Genomic DNA, 18,847 nt, shown 5'->3' on the forward strand with positions numbered 1-18,847 from the left:
TGAATTAGCGAATTGGAGACCCGGCGATTTATTACTTAAAGATGAAAGAAATCTTGGTAAAATGGGTCTCCTGCTTATTCAACCACAAATATTATATTTGAGCAAAACCTGCCTTGTAATTATGATAACCCAGGAAGAACTTCAACAAAAATATGCAACGCTTTCCACCGATAAACTGATGGAAATTATTGAAAACAAATCCAGTTATACCGAGTTGGCCATAACTGTTGCTATCCAGGAACTTTCAAGCAGGGAAGTATCCGAGGATGACGTTAAGAATTATAAAGATAAACAGAACGAGAAGTTAAACATCTTTGTGAAAAGGAACATTGTTGACGACCTTAACCTTTTGCAAAAAAATCTTTTTTTTATTTTTTGGATCCCGTTACTAACGTTTGCCTTCAAACGAAATTTCGTCGAGGATGGCTATTTATTGAAGCTAAAGCAAGCCAATTACTATTCATGGGCTGGTTTTATATCTTTTATGTTTATTGGAACTGTCCCCGCTTTTCTGGAAATTAATCTTTCGGATTATTTAACAATAGCTATCTGGATCGCGTGCTTTATCCCTGCCTACTTACTTGATGAGTTTTTCAACAGGCGCAAGCAAATTAAAAAGATGCAAAACCTTTTCGTAGAAAACCAACCGGAAGATATGGGGAGCAATTAAAAGCTACAATTCCCGCCCTCATTAAGAAATAGTTCTGCAACAAAAAACCCCGCGTTTAGCGGGGTTTTTAATATCAGTAAATCGAAAATTATACCTCGGCTAAATGCTCGCCGGTAACGGTTTCTTTAATTTTAGCTTCCAGTTCTTCCATCAGTTCCGGGTTATCCAATATCAGTTGTTTAACTGCATCACGACCCTGGCCAAGGCGGGTTTCGCCGTAGCTGAACCAAGAACCTGCTTTTTTAATAATATTGTACTCAACACCTAAGTCAATGATCTCGCCGGCTTTGGAAATACCTTCACCAAACATAATATCAAACTCAGCAATACGGAACGGCGGCGCCACTTTATTTTTAACGATCTTCACTTTTACGCGGTTACCAGAAACCTCGTCGGTATCCTTAATCTGCGAAATACGGCGTACATCTAAACGTACCGAAGCGTAGAACTTTAAGGCGTTACCACCTGTTGTAGTTTCGGGGTTACCAAACATCACACCAATTTTATCGCGCAACTGGTTGATAAAAATACAGCAACATCCGGTTTTGCTGATGGTACCGGTTAACTTACGCAAAGCCTGTGACATTAAACGTGCATGAAGCCCCATTTTTGAGTCACCCATTTCGCCTTCAATTTCCGCTTTAGGAACTAACGCGGCAACAGAGTCAATAACTAAAATATCAATAGCTCCTGAACGGATCAGGTTATCAGCAATTTCCAGGGCCTGCTCACCATTATCAGGTTGAGAGATCAACAAATTCTCCACATCAACGCCCAATTTCTTGGCGTAAAAACGATCGAAAGCATGCTCCGCATCAATAAATGCCGCGATGCCACCTTTCTTTTGCGATTCGGCAATGGCATGAATAGCCAATGTGGTTTTACCAGATGATTCAGGGCCATATATTTCAATAACTCTACCTTTAGGTAAGCCACCAACACCTAAAGCGATATCAAGCCCTAAAGAGCCGGTTGATATAACTTCTGTAGGCTCAATAACGGAATCACCCAATTTCATGATGGTACCTTTTCCGTATGATTTTTCAAGCTTATCCAGTGTAAGCTGTAATGCTTTTAATTTATCCGAGTTATTTTTATCTATGTTAGCCATCTTCAAATTTTCTTCAACAAATATAAATGTTTTATTTTAAAATACTAATTTTTTTAGTAATTATTATTTCTTCACTGTCATGCTGAACGCAGTGAAGCATCTATTGGGCGATTTGCATTGCGGCTAATAGATCCTTCGTTCCTCAGGATGACAAAAGGGATAGTGGGTTTATTATTTATGTTGAAATTAATCAACCTAATAATACCAATCAAATATCTTTCTCCACACTACGCTTTTTCAATTCTTTACTAATCACGTTTAAAGCCTTTTTCTTTTTAGCTTCTTTCGCTTTTTTGATTTTGGCAGCTTCGGCGCGTAGTAATGCGGCCTCGGTATTATTACGTTCATAATACCGGCAAAACCAGGTTAGCGGGCATATTTCGCACTTAGGGCTGCGGGCCACACATATATAACGGCCATGCAATATCAGCCAGTGATGGGCAACGCCTATATATTCTTTTGGGATGTGTTGAATCAACTGCTTTTCTACTGCCAACGGGGTGGTAGCGTTGTTGGTTAAACCTATCCGGTTGCTTACCCTGAAAACATGGGTATCAACAGCCATTGCAGGCTCATCAAACACTACCGAAGCTATAACGTTTGCCGTTTTTCGACCAACTCCCGGCATTTTTTGTAAATTTTCTATTCCTGAAGGTACTTCGCCGTTGAAAACTTCAACCAGCATTTTACCCATACCAACCAAATGTTTGGCTTTATTATTAGGATAGCTCACACTACGGATATAAGTAAAAACTTCTTCGGATGTAGAAGCTGCCAGATCCTCCGGCGTAGGGAAACGTTCAAAAAGCGCAGGTGTAACCTGGTTAATTCGCTTATCTGTACATTGCGCCGATAAAATGACCGCCACCAGCAACTGGAAAGGGTTATTATAATGAAGCTCGGTAACAGGGTTAGGTTGACTTTTAGAAAAATATTCAACAAAATGGCGGTAACGGTCGGCTCTCAGCATGTTAGTTCATTGGTTCGCTTATTCATTAGTTCATTGGTAGCTGCATAATTCATTAATCTAACCGCTTATTAGTTTATAGTAATGCGGCATATCCAATACATTGCAATTATGCTCAATAAATCGCAATTGGCAAAATCGTTAAAATATCAGCTATAAAAATTTATCGAACTATTCACCAATGAACCAGTGAACTAATGAACCAATGAGCTATTAAATAGAAAGGTTCATAAATCACTTATTGGCTTTTGGTTATTTCGATTCACATCGGGTAACCTTAATCAACAATTGTGATCTATGAACCAGTGAGGTTAGTAATGCTTACCGTAAACTCTTCGAGTAGTCCAAAATCTGGTGTATAGTTTGCACTTTGGGCTTCTTTTTCAGAAGGTCCAAATCGGCACGGATAGAGTTATAAAAAATCATATCATCCGCATCCAGATATTCATGTACGTTATCGTTCATCTGAGCTTGGTTAGCAGTTCCATTTAATGTTTTTGTAAAGGTTTCATCCATAAGCTTTTTTAGTATAAATTTTATACGATTTATAACGGTGGCTTAAAGATAATATTTTGTTAAATGAAAATTAAATGAAATTTTTTTATTCTGCCATTTACTTATTAGTTACTAAGTATTTGATTTTTTGCTTGATAACGGCATTAACACAGAAAATCCGGTTAACTGATAATTAATCAGCAACCGGATCTACATATAAAAATACCTAAATTTAATATTAATTTTTTAAACTCATTTCCTTGCCCTGCATCATCTTGCGCAGGTTATTGAGTGCATAGCGCATACGGCCAAGAGCGGTATTAATGCTCACCTCAGTTATATCGGCTATTTCCTTGAAACTCATATCGCCAAAGTGGCGCATAATCAATACTTCCTTTTGTTCGGAAGGTAACAGCTGTATCAACGATTTAAGGTCCTTATAAGTTTGGTCTCTAACCATCTTATCCTCGGTACTTTCATCGTAATTACCCAACACTTCAAAAATATCAAAGTCGTCGCCATTACTTACCATTGGAGCACGTTTTTCGCGTCGAAAATGGTCAATGACCAAATTATGCGCAATACGCGTTACCCAAGGTAAAAATTTACCTTCTTCGTTATACTTACCGGCTTTAAGGGTATTTATTACTTTTATAAAAGCATCCTGAAAAATATCCTCGGCAAGGTATTCGTCTTTTACCAAAAGATAAATAGAGGTGTATATTTTTGACTGATATCGTCTTATCAATTCTACCAATCCTGCTTCATCACCGGCAATATATTGATGGATTAGATCCTGATCACTCTTCAATTGAAAATCCATAGAACGTACTACTTTAAACTTAATTTTAGTTAAAATCTTCTTACAAGTAAAGTATCTTCTATAGTATGCTCCTTAGGGGTTAAGAAATTGTTACCTCAAATAAAACAATTTCTATCTTAAAAAGCAAATTATATTTTTTATTTACTTCTGTCTATCAGGTTAATTGCTGTAAATAAGCATCGGGGCATAAAATATTTTGACGCTTACCTGTTCGACGATTCTTTGTAAAAAAGGTTTAATTCCGATTCAAATAATCCTCACAATATATGCATCTAAAAATTTATCGTAAACAATTAAAAGTCAGTAAACTGTAAAGTCGATACCTAATTCAATATAAACAACCAAACAAAGTAAAACCAATTTGGATACTGCTAAATATTTTAGGATTTTTGCACTCGCAAAAAGTTCATAGTTAACAGATCATAGTTTATGGCAAAATTTTTGCCGTTTTCTCCTGTTTAACTAATCCCTATGATCCATGAACTATGAACCATGAACTAATTCGAAGAATGAGTAAAGAAGCAGAAAAAGATCCGTCGAAACATATCATTATAAAAGGGGCACGTGTTCATAACCTTAAAAACATGGATGTGGCTATCCCCAAAAACAAGCTGGTTGTGGTTACGGGCATGTCGGGTTCGGGTAAGTCATCTCTCGCATTTGATACACTTTATGCCGAAGGTCAGCGCCGTTATGTAGAGAGCCTGTCATCATACGCACGCCAGTTTTTGGGCCGTATGAACAAGCCAGATGTAGATTATATTAAGGGCATTGCGCCCGCTATCGCTATTGAGCAAAAGGTAATTACCTCAAACCCGCGTTCAACAGTGGGTACCTCAACCGAGATTTACGATTACCTGAAGTTACTTTTCTCACGCATCGGCAAAACCATTTCGCCTGTATCGGGCCTCCCGGTAAAAAAGGATTCGGTGACCGATGTGGTGAATTTTATACTATCGCTGCCAAATGAAACCCAGGTAACTTTATTAGCGCCATTATATCCGCATAATAACCGCAGCTTAAAAGAAGAGCTTGCCGTGTTAATGCAAAAAGGTTTTGTGCGGGTAGAGTACCAGGGCAAGCTGTCAAAAATAGAAGCTTTATTAGAAGATGCCAGCATAGTTGATGATGGCTCATGGCTTATTGAAGAGGCGAAAGGCGAAACCTTAAAGCTGAAAACTAAGAGCAAAAAAAAGGAAGTTGAAGCAGATACCGAAACTAACCTTACCACACATCAGTCATCACTTACCTCCTACTCAGCAGTAAGAATTGTGGTCGACCGCATACATAAAAACGAAGAAGATGAAACTGTAAGCCGCCTTGGCGATTCTATACAGACCACCTTTTTTGAGGGGAAAGGCGATTGCTACGTGCGTTACCAGGAACCGGATGCTGACCAGGAAACGGAACGCTTTTTTTGCGACCGCTTTGAATTGGATGGCATAAAATTCGAAGAGCCGAGCCCCAATTTCTTCAGCTTTAATAACCCTTATGGCGCCTGCAAAAAATGCGAAGGCTATGGCAAGGTTATTGGCATTGATGAAGACCTGGTTATTCCGGATAAAAGCAAATCTGTTTATGAAGGTGCCATTGCACCATGGCGCGGCGAAAAAATGCGCGAGTGGAACGATAATTTAGTAAAACATGCACTAAAATTTGACTTTCCGATCCATCGCCAGTATAACCAACTTACGGCCAAAGAGCAAAGGCTGTTGTGGACGGGTAATAAGTTTTTCCGTGGCCTTGATGAATTTTTCAAGGAGATGGAGGCGCAAACCTATAAAATTCAATACCGTGTTTTGCTATCGCGATACAGGGGTAAAACCAACTGCCCCGAATGTAAGGGCAGCCGTTTACGCCAGGATGCCTCATACGTAAAGATCAGCGAACGCTCCATTACCGATGTGGTATTGATGCCTTTGGATAAAGCGCTGGAGTTTTTCCAGGGTTTAAAGCTAACCGAAACAGATTTAAAAATCGGCAAGCGTTTGCTCATGGAGATAACCAACCGCCTGGTGTTCCTGAATGATGTAGGCTTAGGCTATTTAACCCTCAACCGGTTATCAAACACCCTATCGGGCGGCGAATCACAGCGCATTAACCTGGCTACTTCTTTAGGCAGTAGCCTGGTGGGCTCCATCTATGTATTAGATGAGCCAAGCATCGGTTTACACCCCCGCGATACCCAACGATTGATAGGGGTACTTAAATCTCTTCGTGATGTAGGCAATACCGTTTTGGTAGTTGAGCACGAGGAAGAGATCATGAAAGCCGCAGACCATATTATTGATATTGGCCCGGAAGCAGGTACTCATGGAGGCGAGTTGATATTTACCGGCACCTATGACGAAATTATAAAGGACGATAACAGTTTAACCGGCAGATATTTGAGTGGCAAAGAAGAAATTGCTATACCCGCCACTCGCCGAAAATGGAATGATTTTATTGAGATAAAAGGCGCCCGCGAAAACAACCTGCAACACGTTAACGCTAAATTTCCGTTAGGAGTGCTTACGGTGGTTACGGGTGTATCCGGCTCGGGAAAAACGAGCCTGGTTAAACGTATTTTAGCGCCCGCGTTACAAAAAACGCTGGGCAATTACTCTGGCGAGCAAACCGGATCATACGACAGCATTGATGGCGATTATGCTAAAATTGAACAGGTAGAGATGGTGGACCAAAACCCTATCGGCCGTTCGTCGCGCTCAAACCCGGTTACTTATGTAAAAGCCTGGGATGAGATCCGTAACTTGTATGCCTCTCAACCAGTAGCCAAAGCAGCAGGCTTAAAGCCATCAGCATTCTCGTTTAACGTAGAGGGTGGTCGCTGTGATGTTTGCCAGGGCGAGGGCGAGGTGAAGATAGAGATGCAGTTTATGGCCGATATCTTTTTAACCTGCGAAACCTGCGGCGGCAACCGTTTTAAGCAGCATATCCTCGATATCACCTACAACGAAAAAAACGTTGCCGAAGTGCTGCATATGACTATTGATGAAGCACTCCTTTTCTTCGCCAAAGAGCCTAAGATCATCGCTAAAATAAAACCTTTGGTTGATGTTGGCTTGGGCTATGTGCAATTAGGTCAATCGTCAAATACACTATCAGGTGGCGAGGCACAGCGTATTAAGCTGGCATCTTTCCTGGTAAAGGGTAACAACACCCATAAAACACTTTTCATTTTTGATGAGCCGACTACGGGCTTACACTTTGCCGATATCAAAAAACTGCTTAAATCTTTTGATGCATTGCTGGATCATGGCAACACCATTATTGTAATTGAACACAATATGGATGTAATAAAATGTGCCGACTGGGTCATCGACATCGGCCCCGAAGGTGGCGACCGTGGCGGTAAAGTTGTTTTTGAAGGCGTACCCGAGGCATTGATCAAAGAAAAAAAATCACATACCGGGCATTATTTAAAAGAACGATTCGGAAAATAAAACCGCTGCTTTTTTTTTCTGAACCAGATTAAGCAGACTTTCCAAATTATAGAATTTCCCTTTGTTAGAGGCGCAAAATATGCGCCTCTAACTATATACAGCGTACATTCCAGTTTGAATTTGCACGCCGGAGACACCCTCTACGCACTCCACATTAAAAATAATTTCAGCTTAAATTTTATTTTGATATTCCAATCAGGAATATTTACATTTGATACACAAAGCCTATAAACTAATCTATCTCCCTTTTAAACAAGCCTTTAGCTTGCATATTTTTCTTTTATTGTTAACCACTAATCTATAAGATCATGCCAGGTACAAAAGAATTTTATGACGATGTCCGCCCCATGTTTGGCGGTCATATTTCACAAAGCCAGATTGATGGCATCGAAAACATTTTAAAAGCTATCGCAGAAGCCGGTATCACTGATGAACGCAAAGCAGCCTACATGCTGGCTACTGTTTTTCATGAATGTGCCAAAACCATGGAACCCATTGCCGAATTTGGTAAAGGCGCCGGGCACCCTTATGGTCAAAAGTTTAAAATGGGGAGTGGCCCTGGTCATCGCGTTGCCTACAGTTCCCCGGATAAATTATACTATGGCCGGGGTTATGTACAATTAACCTGGTATGAGAATTATGAAAGCATGGGTCGCTTGTTACACGTTGATTTGCTCAACAACCCCGAAATGGCCTTGCAGCCCGAAATTGCCGCAGCCATCCTGGTAAAAGGAATGAGCGGTGGCTTTTTCACTGGCGCCGGTTTGGGTAAATATTTTAATGATAAAGTTACCGACTGGGTAAATGCCCGTAAAATAATTAATGGCCTTGATGCCGCCGAAATGATAGCCGGCTATGCGCAGGTTTTTCATAAAGGTTTGACCGAAGAGGTGGCTATGGCGTAGTGAAACTCGTGATTGCCAGAACTAAAACCTGGAGGAGAGGTTCCTATGATTTAATGAAACGCATCGAGTTTTACTATCCGGAGGACACTGAAAGGAAAATGACGTTTGAAAAGTTTGTCATCCTGAGGAACGAAGGATCTATTCTCAGACTGTACAGGTCGAAGAAGTATAGCGGAGAATAGATCCTTCACTATCGTTCAGGATGACAAAAGCTTTTTAGTAAATATGTCATGGGTAGGCACGAAGCAATCTCTACATAAAAAAGTCGAACTTGCATAGTCCCATCTGTACAGTTTGGAGATTGCTTCGTACCTCGCAATGACGGGTATTTTTTTTAACCCGATTTTTCAATAAAATCTCAGGTACTTAATTAAAGGATTTTTATTAGCCCAATCAGCCAACCAACCTACTTGCCACCTGTTTTTATGTACATGTAAACTATACCTCCAATAACGGTAATAGCTAATACAATAAGCCCGGTAACTCCTTTTTTCTTATCCTGGCGCATCAGCCAAACTAAAAATACAACCAATGGCAGTACAAATACCGCCCAGAATATTAATGATGGAATGTTCATATAGCCCCCTAACCCCCTAAAGGGGGAATGTTAAATTTATACAAAGTTAATGATTTCTATTCAAGCCTCCCCCCTTTAGGGGCCGGGGGGCTTAAAATATCATCCTCGCCATAGGTGCAATTTCCTGCCCTACAAATTCTCCTTTTAAATATTTATAGTAACCTGCAATGGCTATCATGGCCGCATTATCAGTACAATATTCCATTTTTGGAATAAAACTCTCCCAGCCATTTTTTTCACAAAGATCTGCTAAACCTAATCTTAAACCGGTATTTGCCGATACTCCGCCTGCCAAAGCTAATTGCTTTATACCATATTCATTTGCGGCTTTCTGTAGCTTATTCAGCAATATGGTAACTATCCGTTTTTCAACAGAGGCGCAAATATCCGGCAGGTTTTGACTTATAAAATCAGGGTTCTTTGCCACATTATCTCTTATGAAATATAGTATAGATGTTTTTAAGCCGCTAAAACTAAAGTTAAACCCGGGGATCTGTGGTTCAGGAAATTTATACGCATCAGGATTACCCTGGCGCGCGTATTTATCAATCAACGGCCCACCCGGATATGGCAAGCCCAAAATCTTACTGGTTTTATCCATGGCCTCGCCGGCAGCGTCATCTAAAGTCTGGCCAATGATCTCCATATCAAAATAATCTTTCACCAACACTATTTGCGTGTGCCCGCCAGATACCGTAAGGCACAAAAAAGGGAATATTGGTTTATGATCACCAATAAAATGCGCCAATATGTGGGCTTGCATGTGGTTTATTTCAATAAGCGGAGCCTTTTGAGCCAGCGCAAATCCCTTTGCGAACGATACCCCAACTAAAAGTGAGCCTAAAAGTCCCGGACCGCGCGTAAAAGCTACTGCATCAATATCATTTTTGTTTACTTTTGCGTTCAATAATGCTTGTTGAACGGCCGGAACAATGTTTTGCTGATGAACTCTTGAGGCAAGCTCAGGAACAACGCCCCCATATGCTTCGTGAATGCTTTGATTGGCAATAACATTGCTCAATATTACACCATCAACGCAAACAGAGGCCGAGGTATCATCACATGAAGATTCAATTCCTAATATTACAGGCACGATTATGAATTATTGATTTATTGAATCAGCTAAATAGCGATTTATGAATATTTCCCAAACTATCATTCAGTTAGATTGTAAATGAAGGGAAAAGCTCACTAAATCAACAATTCAGCAATTCACTAATTAAAAAACACAAAGTTATTAAAAAAGCACTCAAAATAGTACTCGGGCTGGTGTTGTTGATATTATTGACACTGAGCATACTTTTATTGGCTTTTCAATATAAACCCGTGCAAACCTGGGCCGCTAAAAAAGCGGCCAAATATTTGTCGGATGAATTGAAAACCACCGTATCTATAAAAACCCTGTACATAAGGCCTTTTAGCTCCGTTGTTATTGAGGGATTATATATCCTTGATAAAAAAAAGGATACCCTGTTAAACACACCTAAGCTTGCTGTAGATATCAACGGTTTCTCGCTGTTTAACAGCATAAAAAAGCGTGTTATCAATTTTGAAAATATTGAGCTGGACAACGGCTCCTTTTACCTCAAAAAACAAAAAGATAGCACCACCAACCTTAAATTTATTATTGATTACTTCAACTCGGGCGGTACTGCCAAAAGCGATACCGCCAAAACTATCAGTAAACCCTGGACGCTTAATTTTGATAAGATTGTTATTAACAACTTTCATTTCAGGTATAAAAATCAGCTGGTTGATACAGTAATGCCACAGGTTAATTTTGAAGACATCGATGTTAAGCACTTCAGCACGGTATTATTAGGGATGGATCTTAAAAACCACCTGTTTAAAGCCAATGTGCAAAAATTAACACTGCAGGAAAAAAGTGGTTTCTATGTTAAAAACCTACGCTCCAATCTCACTATTGATACCAACCAGATCCTGGCGCAAAACCTTCATATTAAAACAGGGCACTCCGATCTGAAAGATTATTTCAGGATGCGGTTTAAATCATTTAACGATTTTAATGAATTTACAAGTAAGGTTTACATGGATGCCGATTTTAAATCATCACGTGTATCATCGGCAGATATAGCTTACTTTACAAGTGGACTTGAAAAGGTAAGCTTTGATCTTGGCTTAGAAGGGCGCGCCAGGGGGCCGGTAAGCAATCTAAAATCCAAAGGTGTTACCATCACCGCCGGCCAGGCTACGTTTATAAAGGGTGATTTTAATTTAAGAGGTTTGCCGGATTGGAACAACACCGTTCTTGAACTAAAGTTCGACCAGATCGCTTCCAACAAAAAAGATATTGACTACCTCATCAGTCATTTTTCAGGTCAGCCAAATCTTAAAGTTCCTGATATTGTAAATAAATTCGGCAATATCAATTTCACCGGCAGGTTCACAGGTTTACAAAATGATTTTGTAGCATACGGTATTTTTAAAACCAAACTTGGCCGTTTCGATTCAGACATCAATTTAAAGATAGACAAAAAAGGCAACCCCAGCTATAGCGGCAAACTGGATGCCTTCAACTTTGATCTTGGAACGCTGCTTGACGAGAGTTCTCTGGGCCGCACCACTTTTACATCAAATATAAAAGGCAGTGGAAACGACATCAAAACACTGAGAGAACAGGGAGATGCCCGAATCAAATACATCGACTTTAATAACTACACCTATAATAACCTAACCATCAAAGGCTCTTTTATAAAAAAACAGGCCAACGGGCATATCACCATTAATGATAAAAACGTAAAGCTTGATTTGAATGGAAAAGTTAATTTAAACCCCGAACTGCCATCCTATGATCTTACCGCAACCATTAAGGACGCCAAATTAAATGCATTAAAGCTCATAAAGGATACCATTACCATAAGCGCACAGTTAAAAACAGCTTTCTCTGGTAATGATCTTAAAAACTTACAGGGCAATATCCTGCTATCGCCGGTTAGGGTGATTGACCCACGCAATAACTACCTGGTTGATTCGCTGTATATTTCGGCAAATGGTATGGGCGAATCGAGAGAAATAGCCCTGAATTCTGATTTTGCAGATGCCAATATTAAAGGCAGCTTTGACCTGGCCACACTGCCATCGTACTTTAAAACCATCGTTAAAAAATATATCCCATCGTTAAAAACCACTATTGTAACCCCCAAGCCCGAACTTTTTGATTTTAACCTTACCGTTAAAAACCTCGATCCGCTTACGGCAATATTTCTACCCGATTTAAAAATACCAGACCGGGGAACAATTACCGGCAAATTTGATTCAAGGAATAAAACGGCTACGTTATCAGGCTATATTAAAACCATAAAATACGGTAAAACAATTTTCCACGATTTTATTATTGACGAAAGCACATCAGATAATTTGCTTGGCCTCAACCTTTCCTTAAGCAGGATTGATCTTACAGACAGCCTGTTTATAAAAGACATCAACATTACCAACTTCCTTAAAAATGATAGCCTCAACTTTAACATTAAGCTATCTGATAAAAACGCGGTAAATCAGCTGGATCTTTACGGCCTTGTTGAGTTTGGCCGCGATGCCACCGCCAAACTCAAACTGCTGCCATCAGATGTGATACTGGAGAAAGAAAAATGGAAGATACAGGAACAGGTAAGCATTCGCATCCTTGATGGCAAAACACAGGTATCGGGTTTTGAGCTATCAAATGGCATACAAAAGGTACGCATAAACGGATTTATATCAGATAACCCAGCGGATGAGCTTAAGCTATCGTTTGAGAAATTCAACATGCGTACGCTTAACCAGCTTACCAAAACCTCGGGGATATTTTTAAAAGGCGCACTTAATGGGGACGTTAAACTTACCGGCATCACCAAGTCGCCAGGGGTTGATGCGCATTTAACCATCGATTCCCTTACCATGAACAAAACCCTTATTGGTGATGTAAAACTGGTATCAACGCTGGGTAATGACCGCAAACAGGCGGATATGAAACTTAATATCGTAAATCGCGGACTTGAAACCATGAACCTGAGCGGAATTTACGCTTTTGGGAAGGACACGGAAGATAACCTTGATTTTGATGTAAAAATGAACCAAACAGAAGCCATCATTTTTGAGCCTTTTATCAAAGACCTGGTTTCTGACATTAAAGGAAATGTATCTACCAATTTAAAACTCACCGGAAGTCCCTTAAAACCACAACTAAATGGCGATGTAACTTTAATAAACACCGGGGTTAAGGTTAACTATTTAAAAACCGCCTACACCGTAAACACAAAATTAAACGTTGAAAACAGTGTTATTAAAATTGATAACATGGTATTAAAGGATAGGCGCGGCGGTACGGGTACCGCTAACGGCACTGTTGATTTAAACAATATATCAAACCCCGATATTGAAGTTGAACTTATTGCTAAAAACCTGATGGCGCTGAGCACAACTTTTAAAGATAATCACCTTTATTACGGTACGGCTTATGGTACGGGTAAGTTTAGTTTCAGGGGGCCGGTGGATAATATGAAAATAGATATTACCGCCAGTACCGAAGCAGGTACGGTTTTCAACATCCCGCTTAATACATCATCAACAACAAGTGATTTTGATTTTATAAAATTTGTGAGCCATAGCGATACCGCGAAGGTTGTTGCTAAAGAGCGTGCCTTTAACGGCGTTACCCTTAATTTTGATTTAACAGTTGATGAAAAAACAGTTGTTAAGATAGCTACCGATTACGGGCAACTGGAAGGCAGCGGCGTGGCCCACAACCTAAAGCTGAACATTAACAGCCTTGGCGACTTTGAAATGTACGGCGACTTTTTGATAACCACGGGTAAGTTTGAGTTTACTGCAAAAAACTTTATCAGTAAAAATTTCACCGTGAGCCAGGGCGGCACCATACGGTGGACTGGCAACCCATCAAACGCCGAGATAAACCTGAAGGCCTTATATGAGGTACGTACAAGCCGGGCCCCACTTTATACGGCAGCCGGTCTGCAATCGGCAAACACCAACCAGGTACTTGTACAGGCCGAGTTAATTTTGACAAAATCTTTATTACAACCTACTATTGATTTTGACTTTAACTTCCCTACCGATCCATCAATTAAGGATGATGTGGCCACCTACCTTGCCGATGCCAATAACAGGAGCCAGCAGGCCATTAGTATTATTGTACGCCGCAGCTTTAACTCCGGTAATAACGGTAGCTTAACCAACCAGGTTTTTAGCACAGCGAGCGAGGCGGTAAGTGAGTTTGCATTTAACAAGCTAAACAGCCTGATAGCACAATCAAACGTAAAGAATTTCGATTTAAACATCAGGTCGATCAATGAAGCCAATGCATCGTTTAGGTTTTTTAATAACAGGCTATCATTTAGCGGGAGCTTGTACACCAATACAGGATCAAACGACATATTCAACAACAATAACACAACGCTGTTCAACTCCAAACTTACAAAGGATTTTGAAACGCTATACCAGATCAGGAAAGATGGCAACCTTACCGCAAGGTACTCCTACAGGGTATTAAATAGCACTACCTTAAACAGTATCACCACAACACTGCAACCAGAATACGTGAGTGGTATTGGTTTGGTATACCAACGGGACTTTGACACATTTGGCGAGTTTATCCGTAACCTTTTCAGAAGCGGTAAACGCAACCAGGCACCTGTAACCCCTGCACCGGTTAACAATTCAACGCCGATAGTTACAAAGCCGGATGAGGATGATTGATGAAGGATGTGCAGATGTGCAAATTTCAGATGTGCAGATAAAATAAAAAATGGAGGTTGATGTTTATCGGCCTCCATTTTTTATTTATAAATTATTCAATCAATCTGCACATTTAAAATCTGCACATCTTCAATCAATCTGCACATCTGAAATCTAAAATCTGCACATCTATTTAATGATCGCGCATAATGGCGTGATCCATTTTATCGCGTTTGGTGCGCAGGTATAATTCATTATGAGGATTTGAGGCAATCTCGATAGGCACATTTTCAACTATTTCTAATCCGTAGCCAATTAAACCGGCCCGTTTTTTAGGGTTGTTGCTCATTAGCCGCATTTTTGAAATGCCCAGGCTCCGCAATATCTGCGCGCCGATACCATAATCGCGCTGATCCATTTTAAAACCAAGTTTTATATTGGCTTCAACGGTATCATAACCATTTTCCTGCAGGTGATAGGCTTTCAATTTATTGATAAGACCAATACCTCGTCCTTCCTGGTTCATATAAATAACCACGCCCTTACCCTCTTTGCTTATCATCTCCATCGCTTTGTGCAATTGAGGACCACAATCGCAGCGGCAAGAGCCAAAAATATCGCCGGTAACACATGAACTATGTACACGTGTTAAAACAGGCTCACCAGGCTCCCATGTGCCCTTTACAAGGGCAAGGTGATTTTCGCCGGTATCAAGCTGTGTGTAGGCTATCATTTCAAAATCACCCCACTCAGTTGGCATTTGTACCGATACTTCTTTTTTTACCAGTGTTTCCGCGCTTAAGCGGTAGGCAATAAGATCTTTTATAGAAACAATTTTGAGGTTAAATTCTTTTGCCATCACCAGCAGATCTGGCAAACGGGCCATATCCCCATCCTCCTTCATAATTTCGCAAATCACGCCGGCTGGTTCAAACCCTGCCAAAACAGCCAGGTCAATTGCAGCTTCGGTATGCCCGGTTCTGCGCAAAACGCCTCCATCCTGGGCAATCAGCGGAAAAATATGTCCCGGCCTTCCCAGGTCCTCTGGTTTGGTTAAGGGATCAATTAAAGCTAAAGTGGTTTTTGAACGGTCGGTAGCCGAAATACCTGTTGTGCAGCCGTGGCCAAGCAAATCAACAGATACGGTGAAGTTGGTTTCATGCGAGGTGGTATTATGACTCACCATAGGTTCAAGATCAAGCTCACGTGCACGATCTTTAGTAATAGGCGCGCATACCAGGCCGCGGCCATAGCGTACCATAAAATTTATAGCTTCGGGAGTTGCATTACGTGCTGCTGTTAAAAAATCCCCTTCATTTTCGCGATCCTCATCATCAACTACAATGATCATTTTACCTGACCTTATATCTTCGATAGCTTCTTGTATTGTATTTAACATTGTATATGTATTACGTACGGCAAGCTTAAAAGGGTGCCATGGTATATTTAAAGTTTAAACAAATTTAAAGTTTATTAAAATGATTCTGGTCGGTGTTGTGTAAAATCATCCCCAATGTGTTTTCCCATAATCAAGAGGAAAAAACAACAAAGATGAACGATGAAAAGTGCAGAAGCAGGCTTTCTCATCTTTACCCTTTATTCTTCCAGCTATTTAAGCCGTTTTACGTTTAAATAATCTATTGAAAAGCCGTTTATAAACGTCCATATCAAATAATGCCGAATCAGTAGCCGCCTTGTATGACAGGAACAATCCTATGGGCGTTAACACGATGATGGCTATCCACATGCCAAAAAATGTAGAAACGTTACCGGCCCTAACAGATTTTTCGCCTATGGTTGATATGATATAATAGATCAGGAAAAACACTACCGAAATTACAACGGGTAAACCCAGGCCCCCTTTGCGGATAATTGCACCAAGCGGCGCACCTATTAAAAACAAAGCGATACACGCAGCCGACAGGGTAAATTTCTTTTGCACCTCAGACGCATACCTGCGAATGGTCATGGAATCAAAATTATATTTATCGGTACGGTTTTTTAGCACATCCTTAATGGAACGCACCTCGGATGCGGCGCTTGAAAGCGTCATTACCTGGTTGCTTATGGTCATCCCTTTCAACAGATCCTTATCTGCAGGAATATATTTTATTTTTTTAGCAGACTTTGAAGGCATGCTAAAATATTTGATATAGGGGGTAATTAGCTTATAGTTCATAACAACTGCCGCAGTTACCGCATGCTGGCTTGAATCAATATACTTTCTTAGCTGACTGAGGTTCATCATTTGCGAGGCCGATTTAAACTCGTTCTCATCGGTACGCTTAAGTCTAAAGCCGGATAGATCAAACTTTTGTTCGCTCTCCGTAAATCTAAACCGGGTTAAGCGCTGGCGCATGTTATAGTTGGCGCCATCGCTTTTTGATTCCACGTAGTTTACACCATCCTTTAATTTTAAAACAAGGTATTTATCGCCCATGGTACGAAACATAGTTCCTTCGCGGGCCAGGGTAACTTCTGTATTATTTTCCTCATCATTTTTTTTGTATATCATGATGTCATACAAACGCTGCCCATCAGGATCTTTCTTTTTTACCCGGATAGTATAGCCTGGAAAACTCGCGCTAAAAACACCCTCTGGCAATAAATCGGCTGATTTTTGTTGACGGGCATCATACAACAACGAAAAATATTTGAGATTTGCTACCGGCAGCATATAGTCGGAAAAAAAGAAGGCAGCAGCACTTAATATGGATATAATAACAACCATAGGATACATTGCCCTGCTTAATGAAATGCCTGCAGCTTTAATGGCTACCAGTTCATAATTTTCGCCGAGCGCACCATAGGTCATAATGGTTGATAGCAATACTGATAAGGGCAAAGCCATAGCCACATTGGTTGCCGAGTTATACATCATCAGCTCGAGGATGGTGTACCAGGCAAAGCCTTTGCCTATCAAATCGTCAATGTATTTAAACAAAAACAGCATCAGCAACACAAACATCACAATGAAAAGCGTAACTGCAAAAGGCCTTATAAATGATTTAAGCAGTAAAAGATGGATCTTCTTCATCAGGGCAATTTGTATTTTACAGGATTAAAACCGCACATTATTGCAGGTTAATTTTCATTAACGCAAAATTAACGTTTCACAATACAAAATTAGCTAAAATTAAGTTTGCCTTAGGCGCCTAATACACTTATGAGGTAATCAATCTGGTTATCCCAAATAAGTTTGCGTTCGGGAATCAGCTCTTCGGTAGCAAAATCAGTAATACCTAATGCAACATCATTGGTAAGTTCATCCTGCAAAATTTCCATCTCAAAATAGCATTGCGGTTCGTCATCAACCCATTTAAACCTTACCAGTTTATTTTCTTTCACGGTGATAAGCTTGGCCTTTTGAGGCTCATCATCCCAGGTAAACGTATAAACCTGGTCGCGTACATTAACATCATCGGCAAACCATTGTGCTAACCCGTTAGGCTCATTCAAGAAGGTGAACAGTATTCTTGGAGATGATTTTATCTCATATTCTATAGTAAATTTCTTTTTTTCGGACATCTAAGTTTATACTTGAAAACGGGTTAAGCAGTAAATGTTAACATTTTTTCTAAAGAAAACGAATTTCTGCTATATTTGCAAACCTTTTTAAGGAAGACAATTGTTTTATAAACGTTGTCGCTCGGTTTAACAACCATAAAAACAGAGCTTTGAATTAAAAAGGATGCCACGAAGCTTAAGGCGACTTAAGCAGAAATAAGACGGCAGACAGACTTTGGCAAGCAAAGTTCAATAAAAACGGCGGGGTAGCTCAGATGGTTAGAGCGTAGGATTCATAACCCTAAGGTCGGCAGTTCGATCCTGCTCCCCGCTACCAAACAGGCGAAAGCGGCAAAATCCAGATTTAATTCTGGTATGCCGCTTTTTTTATTGCCTATAAGTTGCTGAAGATAAGTAAGATACAAAAACACAAAATTTATTCGAGGGGTTCGAACTTCTTCTTTTTTCTTGCTATAAGTAATGCCATCAGGAAACACTAATGTCTGGATCTTTTGCTTACCGACATAATCGCTTAAAACCCACTTTTCACCTATTTCTGAGGCTATTTCGAAAGAAATATCTATGCAATTTCCAAGGTTCGAACTTTTTTTAGAGGCTTTTAAAATCTTACCTTCCAATTCGTCTTTTTCCAGAA

At 40.2% G+C, this 18,847-nt stretch carries 13 protein-coding genes and 1 tRNA gene; 5 read left to right on the top strand and 9 right to left on the bottom strand.

Features of this window, described 5'->3' with window-relative positions; all coding sequences use genetic code 11:
• Positions 1–97 precede the first annotated feature (97 nt).
• Positions 98–670, top strand: a complete 573-nt coding sequence (locus tag Q0R88_RS24080; protein ID WP_295720979.1) for a hypothetical protein — start codon at positions 98–100, stop codon at positions 668–670.
• An 88-nt stretch (positions 671–758) separates the two neighbouring features.
• On the opposite strand, the gene recA is transcribed toward Q0R88_RS24080, so the two are convergent.
• The 4 genes from recA to Q0R88_RS24100 form a co-directional block, all read right to left on the bottom strand.
• Positions 759–1,781, bottom strand: coding sequence for a recombinase RecA (gene recA / locus Q0R88_RS24085; protein ID WP_295720980.1), 1,023 nt, complete (start codon positions 1,779–1,781; stop codon positions 759–761).
• A gap of 208 nt (positions 1,782–1,989) precedes the next feature.
• Positions 1,990–2,751 carry an endonuclease III gene (nth, locus tag Q0R88_RS24090; protein ID WP_295720981.1) on the bottom strand — a complete coding sequence of 254 codons (762 nt, stop codon included), beginning with the start codon at positions 2,749–2,751 and terminating at the stop codon, positions 1,990–1,992.
• 318 nt (positions 2,752–3,069) lie between these two features.
• Entirely contained in the window at positions 3,070–3,213 is a 144-nt protein-coding gene (locus Q0R88_RS24095) for a hypothetical protein (RefSeq protein WP_295720982.1), read from the bottom strand.
• Between the two features lie 268 nt (positions 3,214–3,481).
• On the bottom strand, positions 3,482–4,066 hold the full coding sequence (locus tag Q0R88_RS24100) for a sigma-70 family RNA polymerase sigma factor (RefSeq protein WP_295720983.1): 585 nt from the start codon (positions 4,064–4,066) through the stop codon (positions 3,482–3,484).
• Positions 4,067–4,575: 509 nt separating this feature from the next.
• Between Q0R88_RS24100 and uvrA the strand changes: the two genes are divergently transcribed.
• Positions 4,576–7,509 carry an excinuclease ABC subunit UvrA gene (gene uvrA / locus Q0R88_RS24105; RefSeq protein ID WP_295720984.1) on the top strand — a complete coding sequence of 978 codons (2,934 nt, stop codon included), beginning with the start codon at positions 4,576–4,578 and terminating at the stop codon, positions 7,507–7,509.
• Between the two features lie 308 nt (positions 7,510–7,817).
• Positions 7,818–8,414 (top strand): glycoside hydrolase family 19 protein, encoded by a 597-nt coding sequence (locus tag Q0R88_RS24110; RefSeq protein ID WP_295720985.1) that lies wholly within the window; start codon positions 7,818–7,820, stop codon positions 8,412–8,414.
• A gap of 406 nt (positions 8,415–8,820) precedes the next feature.
• Here Q0R88_RS24110 and Q0R88_RS24115 read toward each other — a convergent pair whose 3' ends face one another.
• Both Q0R88_RS24115 and tsaD read right to left on the bottom strand, forming a co-directional pair.
• A complete protein-coding gene (locus Q0R88_RS24115; protein ID WP_295720986.1) occupies positions 8,821–8,991 on the bottom strand; it encodes a hypothetical protein in 171 nt (56 codons plus the stop codon).
• A gap of 91 nt (positions 8,992–9,082) precedes the next feature.
• Positions 9,083–10,084 (bottom strand): tRNA (adenosine(37)-N6)-threonylcarbamoyltransferase complex transferase subunit TsaD, encoded by a 1,002-nt coding sequence (gene tsaD / locus Q0R88_RS24120; RefSeq protein ID WP_295720987.1) that lies wholly within the window; start codon positions 10,082–10,084, stop codon positions 9,083–9,085.
• A gap of 233 nt (positions 10,085–10,317) precedes the next feature.
• On the opposite strand from tsaD, the gene Q0R88_RS24125 reads away from it, so the two are divergent.
• A complete protein-coding gene (locus tag Q0R88_RS24125) occupies positions 10,318–14,706 on the top strand; it encodes a translocation/assembly module TamB domain-containing protein (protein ID WP_295720988.1) in 4,389 nt (1,462 codons plus the stop codon).
• Positions 14,707–14,878: 172 nt separating this feature from the next.
• On the opposite strand, the gene Q0R88_RS24130 is transcribed toward Q0R88_RS24125, so the two are convergent.
• The 3 genes from Q0R88_RS24130 to Q0R88_RS24140 all read right to left on the bottom strand — a co-directional run bounded on the left by Q0R88_RS24130 (position 14,879) and on the right by Q0R88_RS24140 (position 18,213).
• A complete protein-coding gene (locus Q0R88_RS24130; protein WP_295720989.1) occupies positions 14,879–16,084 on the bottom strand; it encodes a bifunctional 3,4-dihydroxy-2-butanone-4-phosphate synthase/GTP cyclohydrolase II in 1,206 nt (401 codons plus the stop codon).
• Between the two features lie 213 nt (positions 16,085–16,297).
• Positions 16,298–17,722, bottom strand: coding sequence for an LptF/LptG family permease (locus tag Q0R88_RS24135; RefSeq protein WP_295720990.1), 1,425 nt, complete (start codon positions 17,720–17,722; stop codon positions 16,298–16,300).
• Positions 17,723–17,832: 110 nt separating this feature from the next.
• The gene (locus tag Q0R88_RS24140) at positions 17,833–18,213 is read right to left on the bottom strand and encodes an START-like domain-containing protein (protein WP_295720991.1); all 381 of its coding nucleotides are present in this window, start codon (positions 18,211–18,213) and stop codon (positions 17,833–17,835) included.
• A gap of 239 nt (positions 18,214–18,452) precedes the next feature.
• Here Q0R88_RS24140 and Q0R88_RS24145 point away from each other — a divergent pair.
• Positions 18,453–18,529 (top strand) — tRNA-Met (locus Q0R88_RS24145).
• The last annotated feature ends 318 nt before the right edge of the window (positions 18,530–18,847 follow it).

The sequence above is a fragment of the Mucilaginibacter sp. genome (genome assembly GCF_025362475.1).
In the GTDB taxonomy this organism is placed as follows: domain Bacteria; phylum Bacteroidota; class Bacteroidia; order Sphingobacteriales; family Sphingobacteriaceae; genus Mucilaginibacter.

Excerpts from the sequence above, each read along its gene's own strand:
- recA (WP_295720980.1), bottom strand. The coding sequence starts at position 1,781 with ATGGCTAACATAGATAAAAATAACTCGGATAAATTAAAAGCATTACAG.
- nth (WP_295720981.1), bottom strand. The coding sequence starts at position 2,751 with ATGCTGAGAGCCGACCGTTACCGCCATTTTGTTGAATATTTTTCTAAA.
- Q0R88_RS24095 (WP_295720982.1), bottom strand. The coding sequence starts at position 3,213 with ATGAACGATAACGTACATGAATATCTGGATGCGGATGATATGATTTTT.
- Q0R88_RS24100 (WP_295720983.1), bottom strand. The coding sequence starts at position 4,066 with ATGGATTTTCAATTGAAGAGTGATCAGGATCTAATCCATCAATATATT.
- uvrA (WP_295720984.1), top strand. The coding sequence starts at position 4,576 with ATGAGTAAAGAAGCAGAAAAAGATCCGTCGAAACATATCATTATAAAA.
- Q0R88_RS24110 (WP_295720985.1), top strand. The coding sequence starts at position 7,818 with ATGCCAGGTACAAAAGAATTTTATGACGATGTCCGCCCCATGTTTGGC.
- Q0R88_RS24115 (WP_295720986.1), bottom strand. The coding sequence starts at position 8,991 with ATGAACATTCCATCATTAATATTCTGGGCGGTATTTGTACTGCCATTG.
- Q0R88_RS24130 (WP_295720989.1), bottom strand. The coding sequence starts at position 16,084 with ATGTTAAATACAATACAAGAAGCTATCGAAGATATAAGGTCAGGTAAA.
- Q0R88_RS24135 (WP_295720990.1), bottom strand. The coding sequence starts at position 17,722 with ATGAAGAAGATCCATCTTTTACTGCTTAAATCATTTATAAGGCCTTTT.
- Q0R88_RS24140 (WP_295720991.1), bottom strand. The coding sequence starts at position 18,213 with ATGTCCGAAAAAAAGAAATTTACTATAGAATATGAGATAAAATCATCT.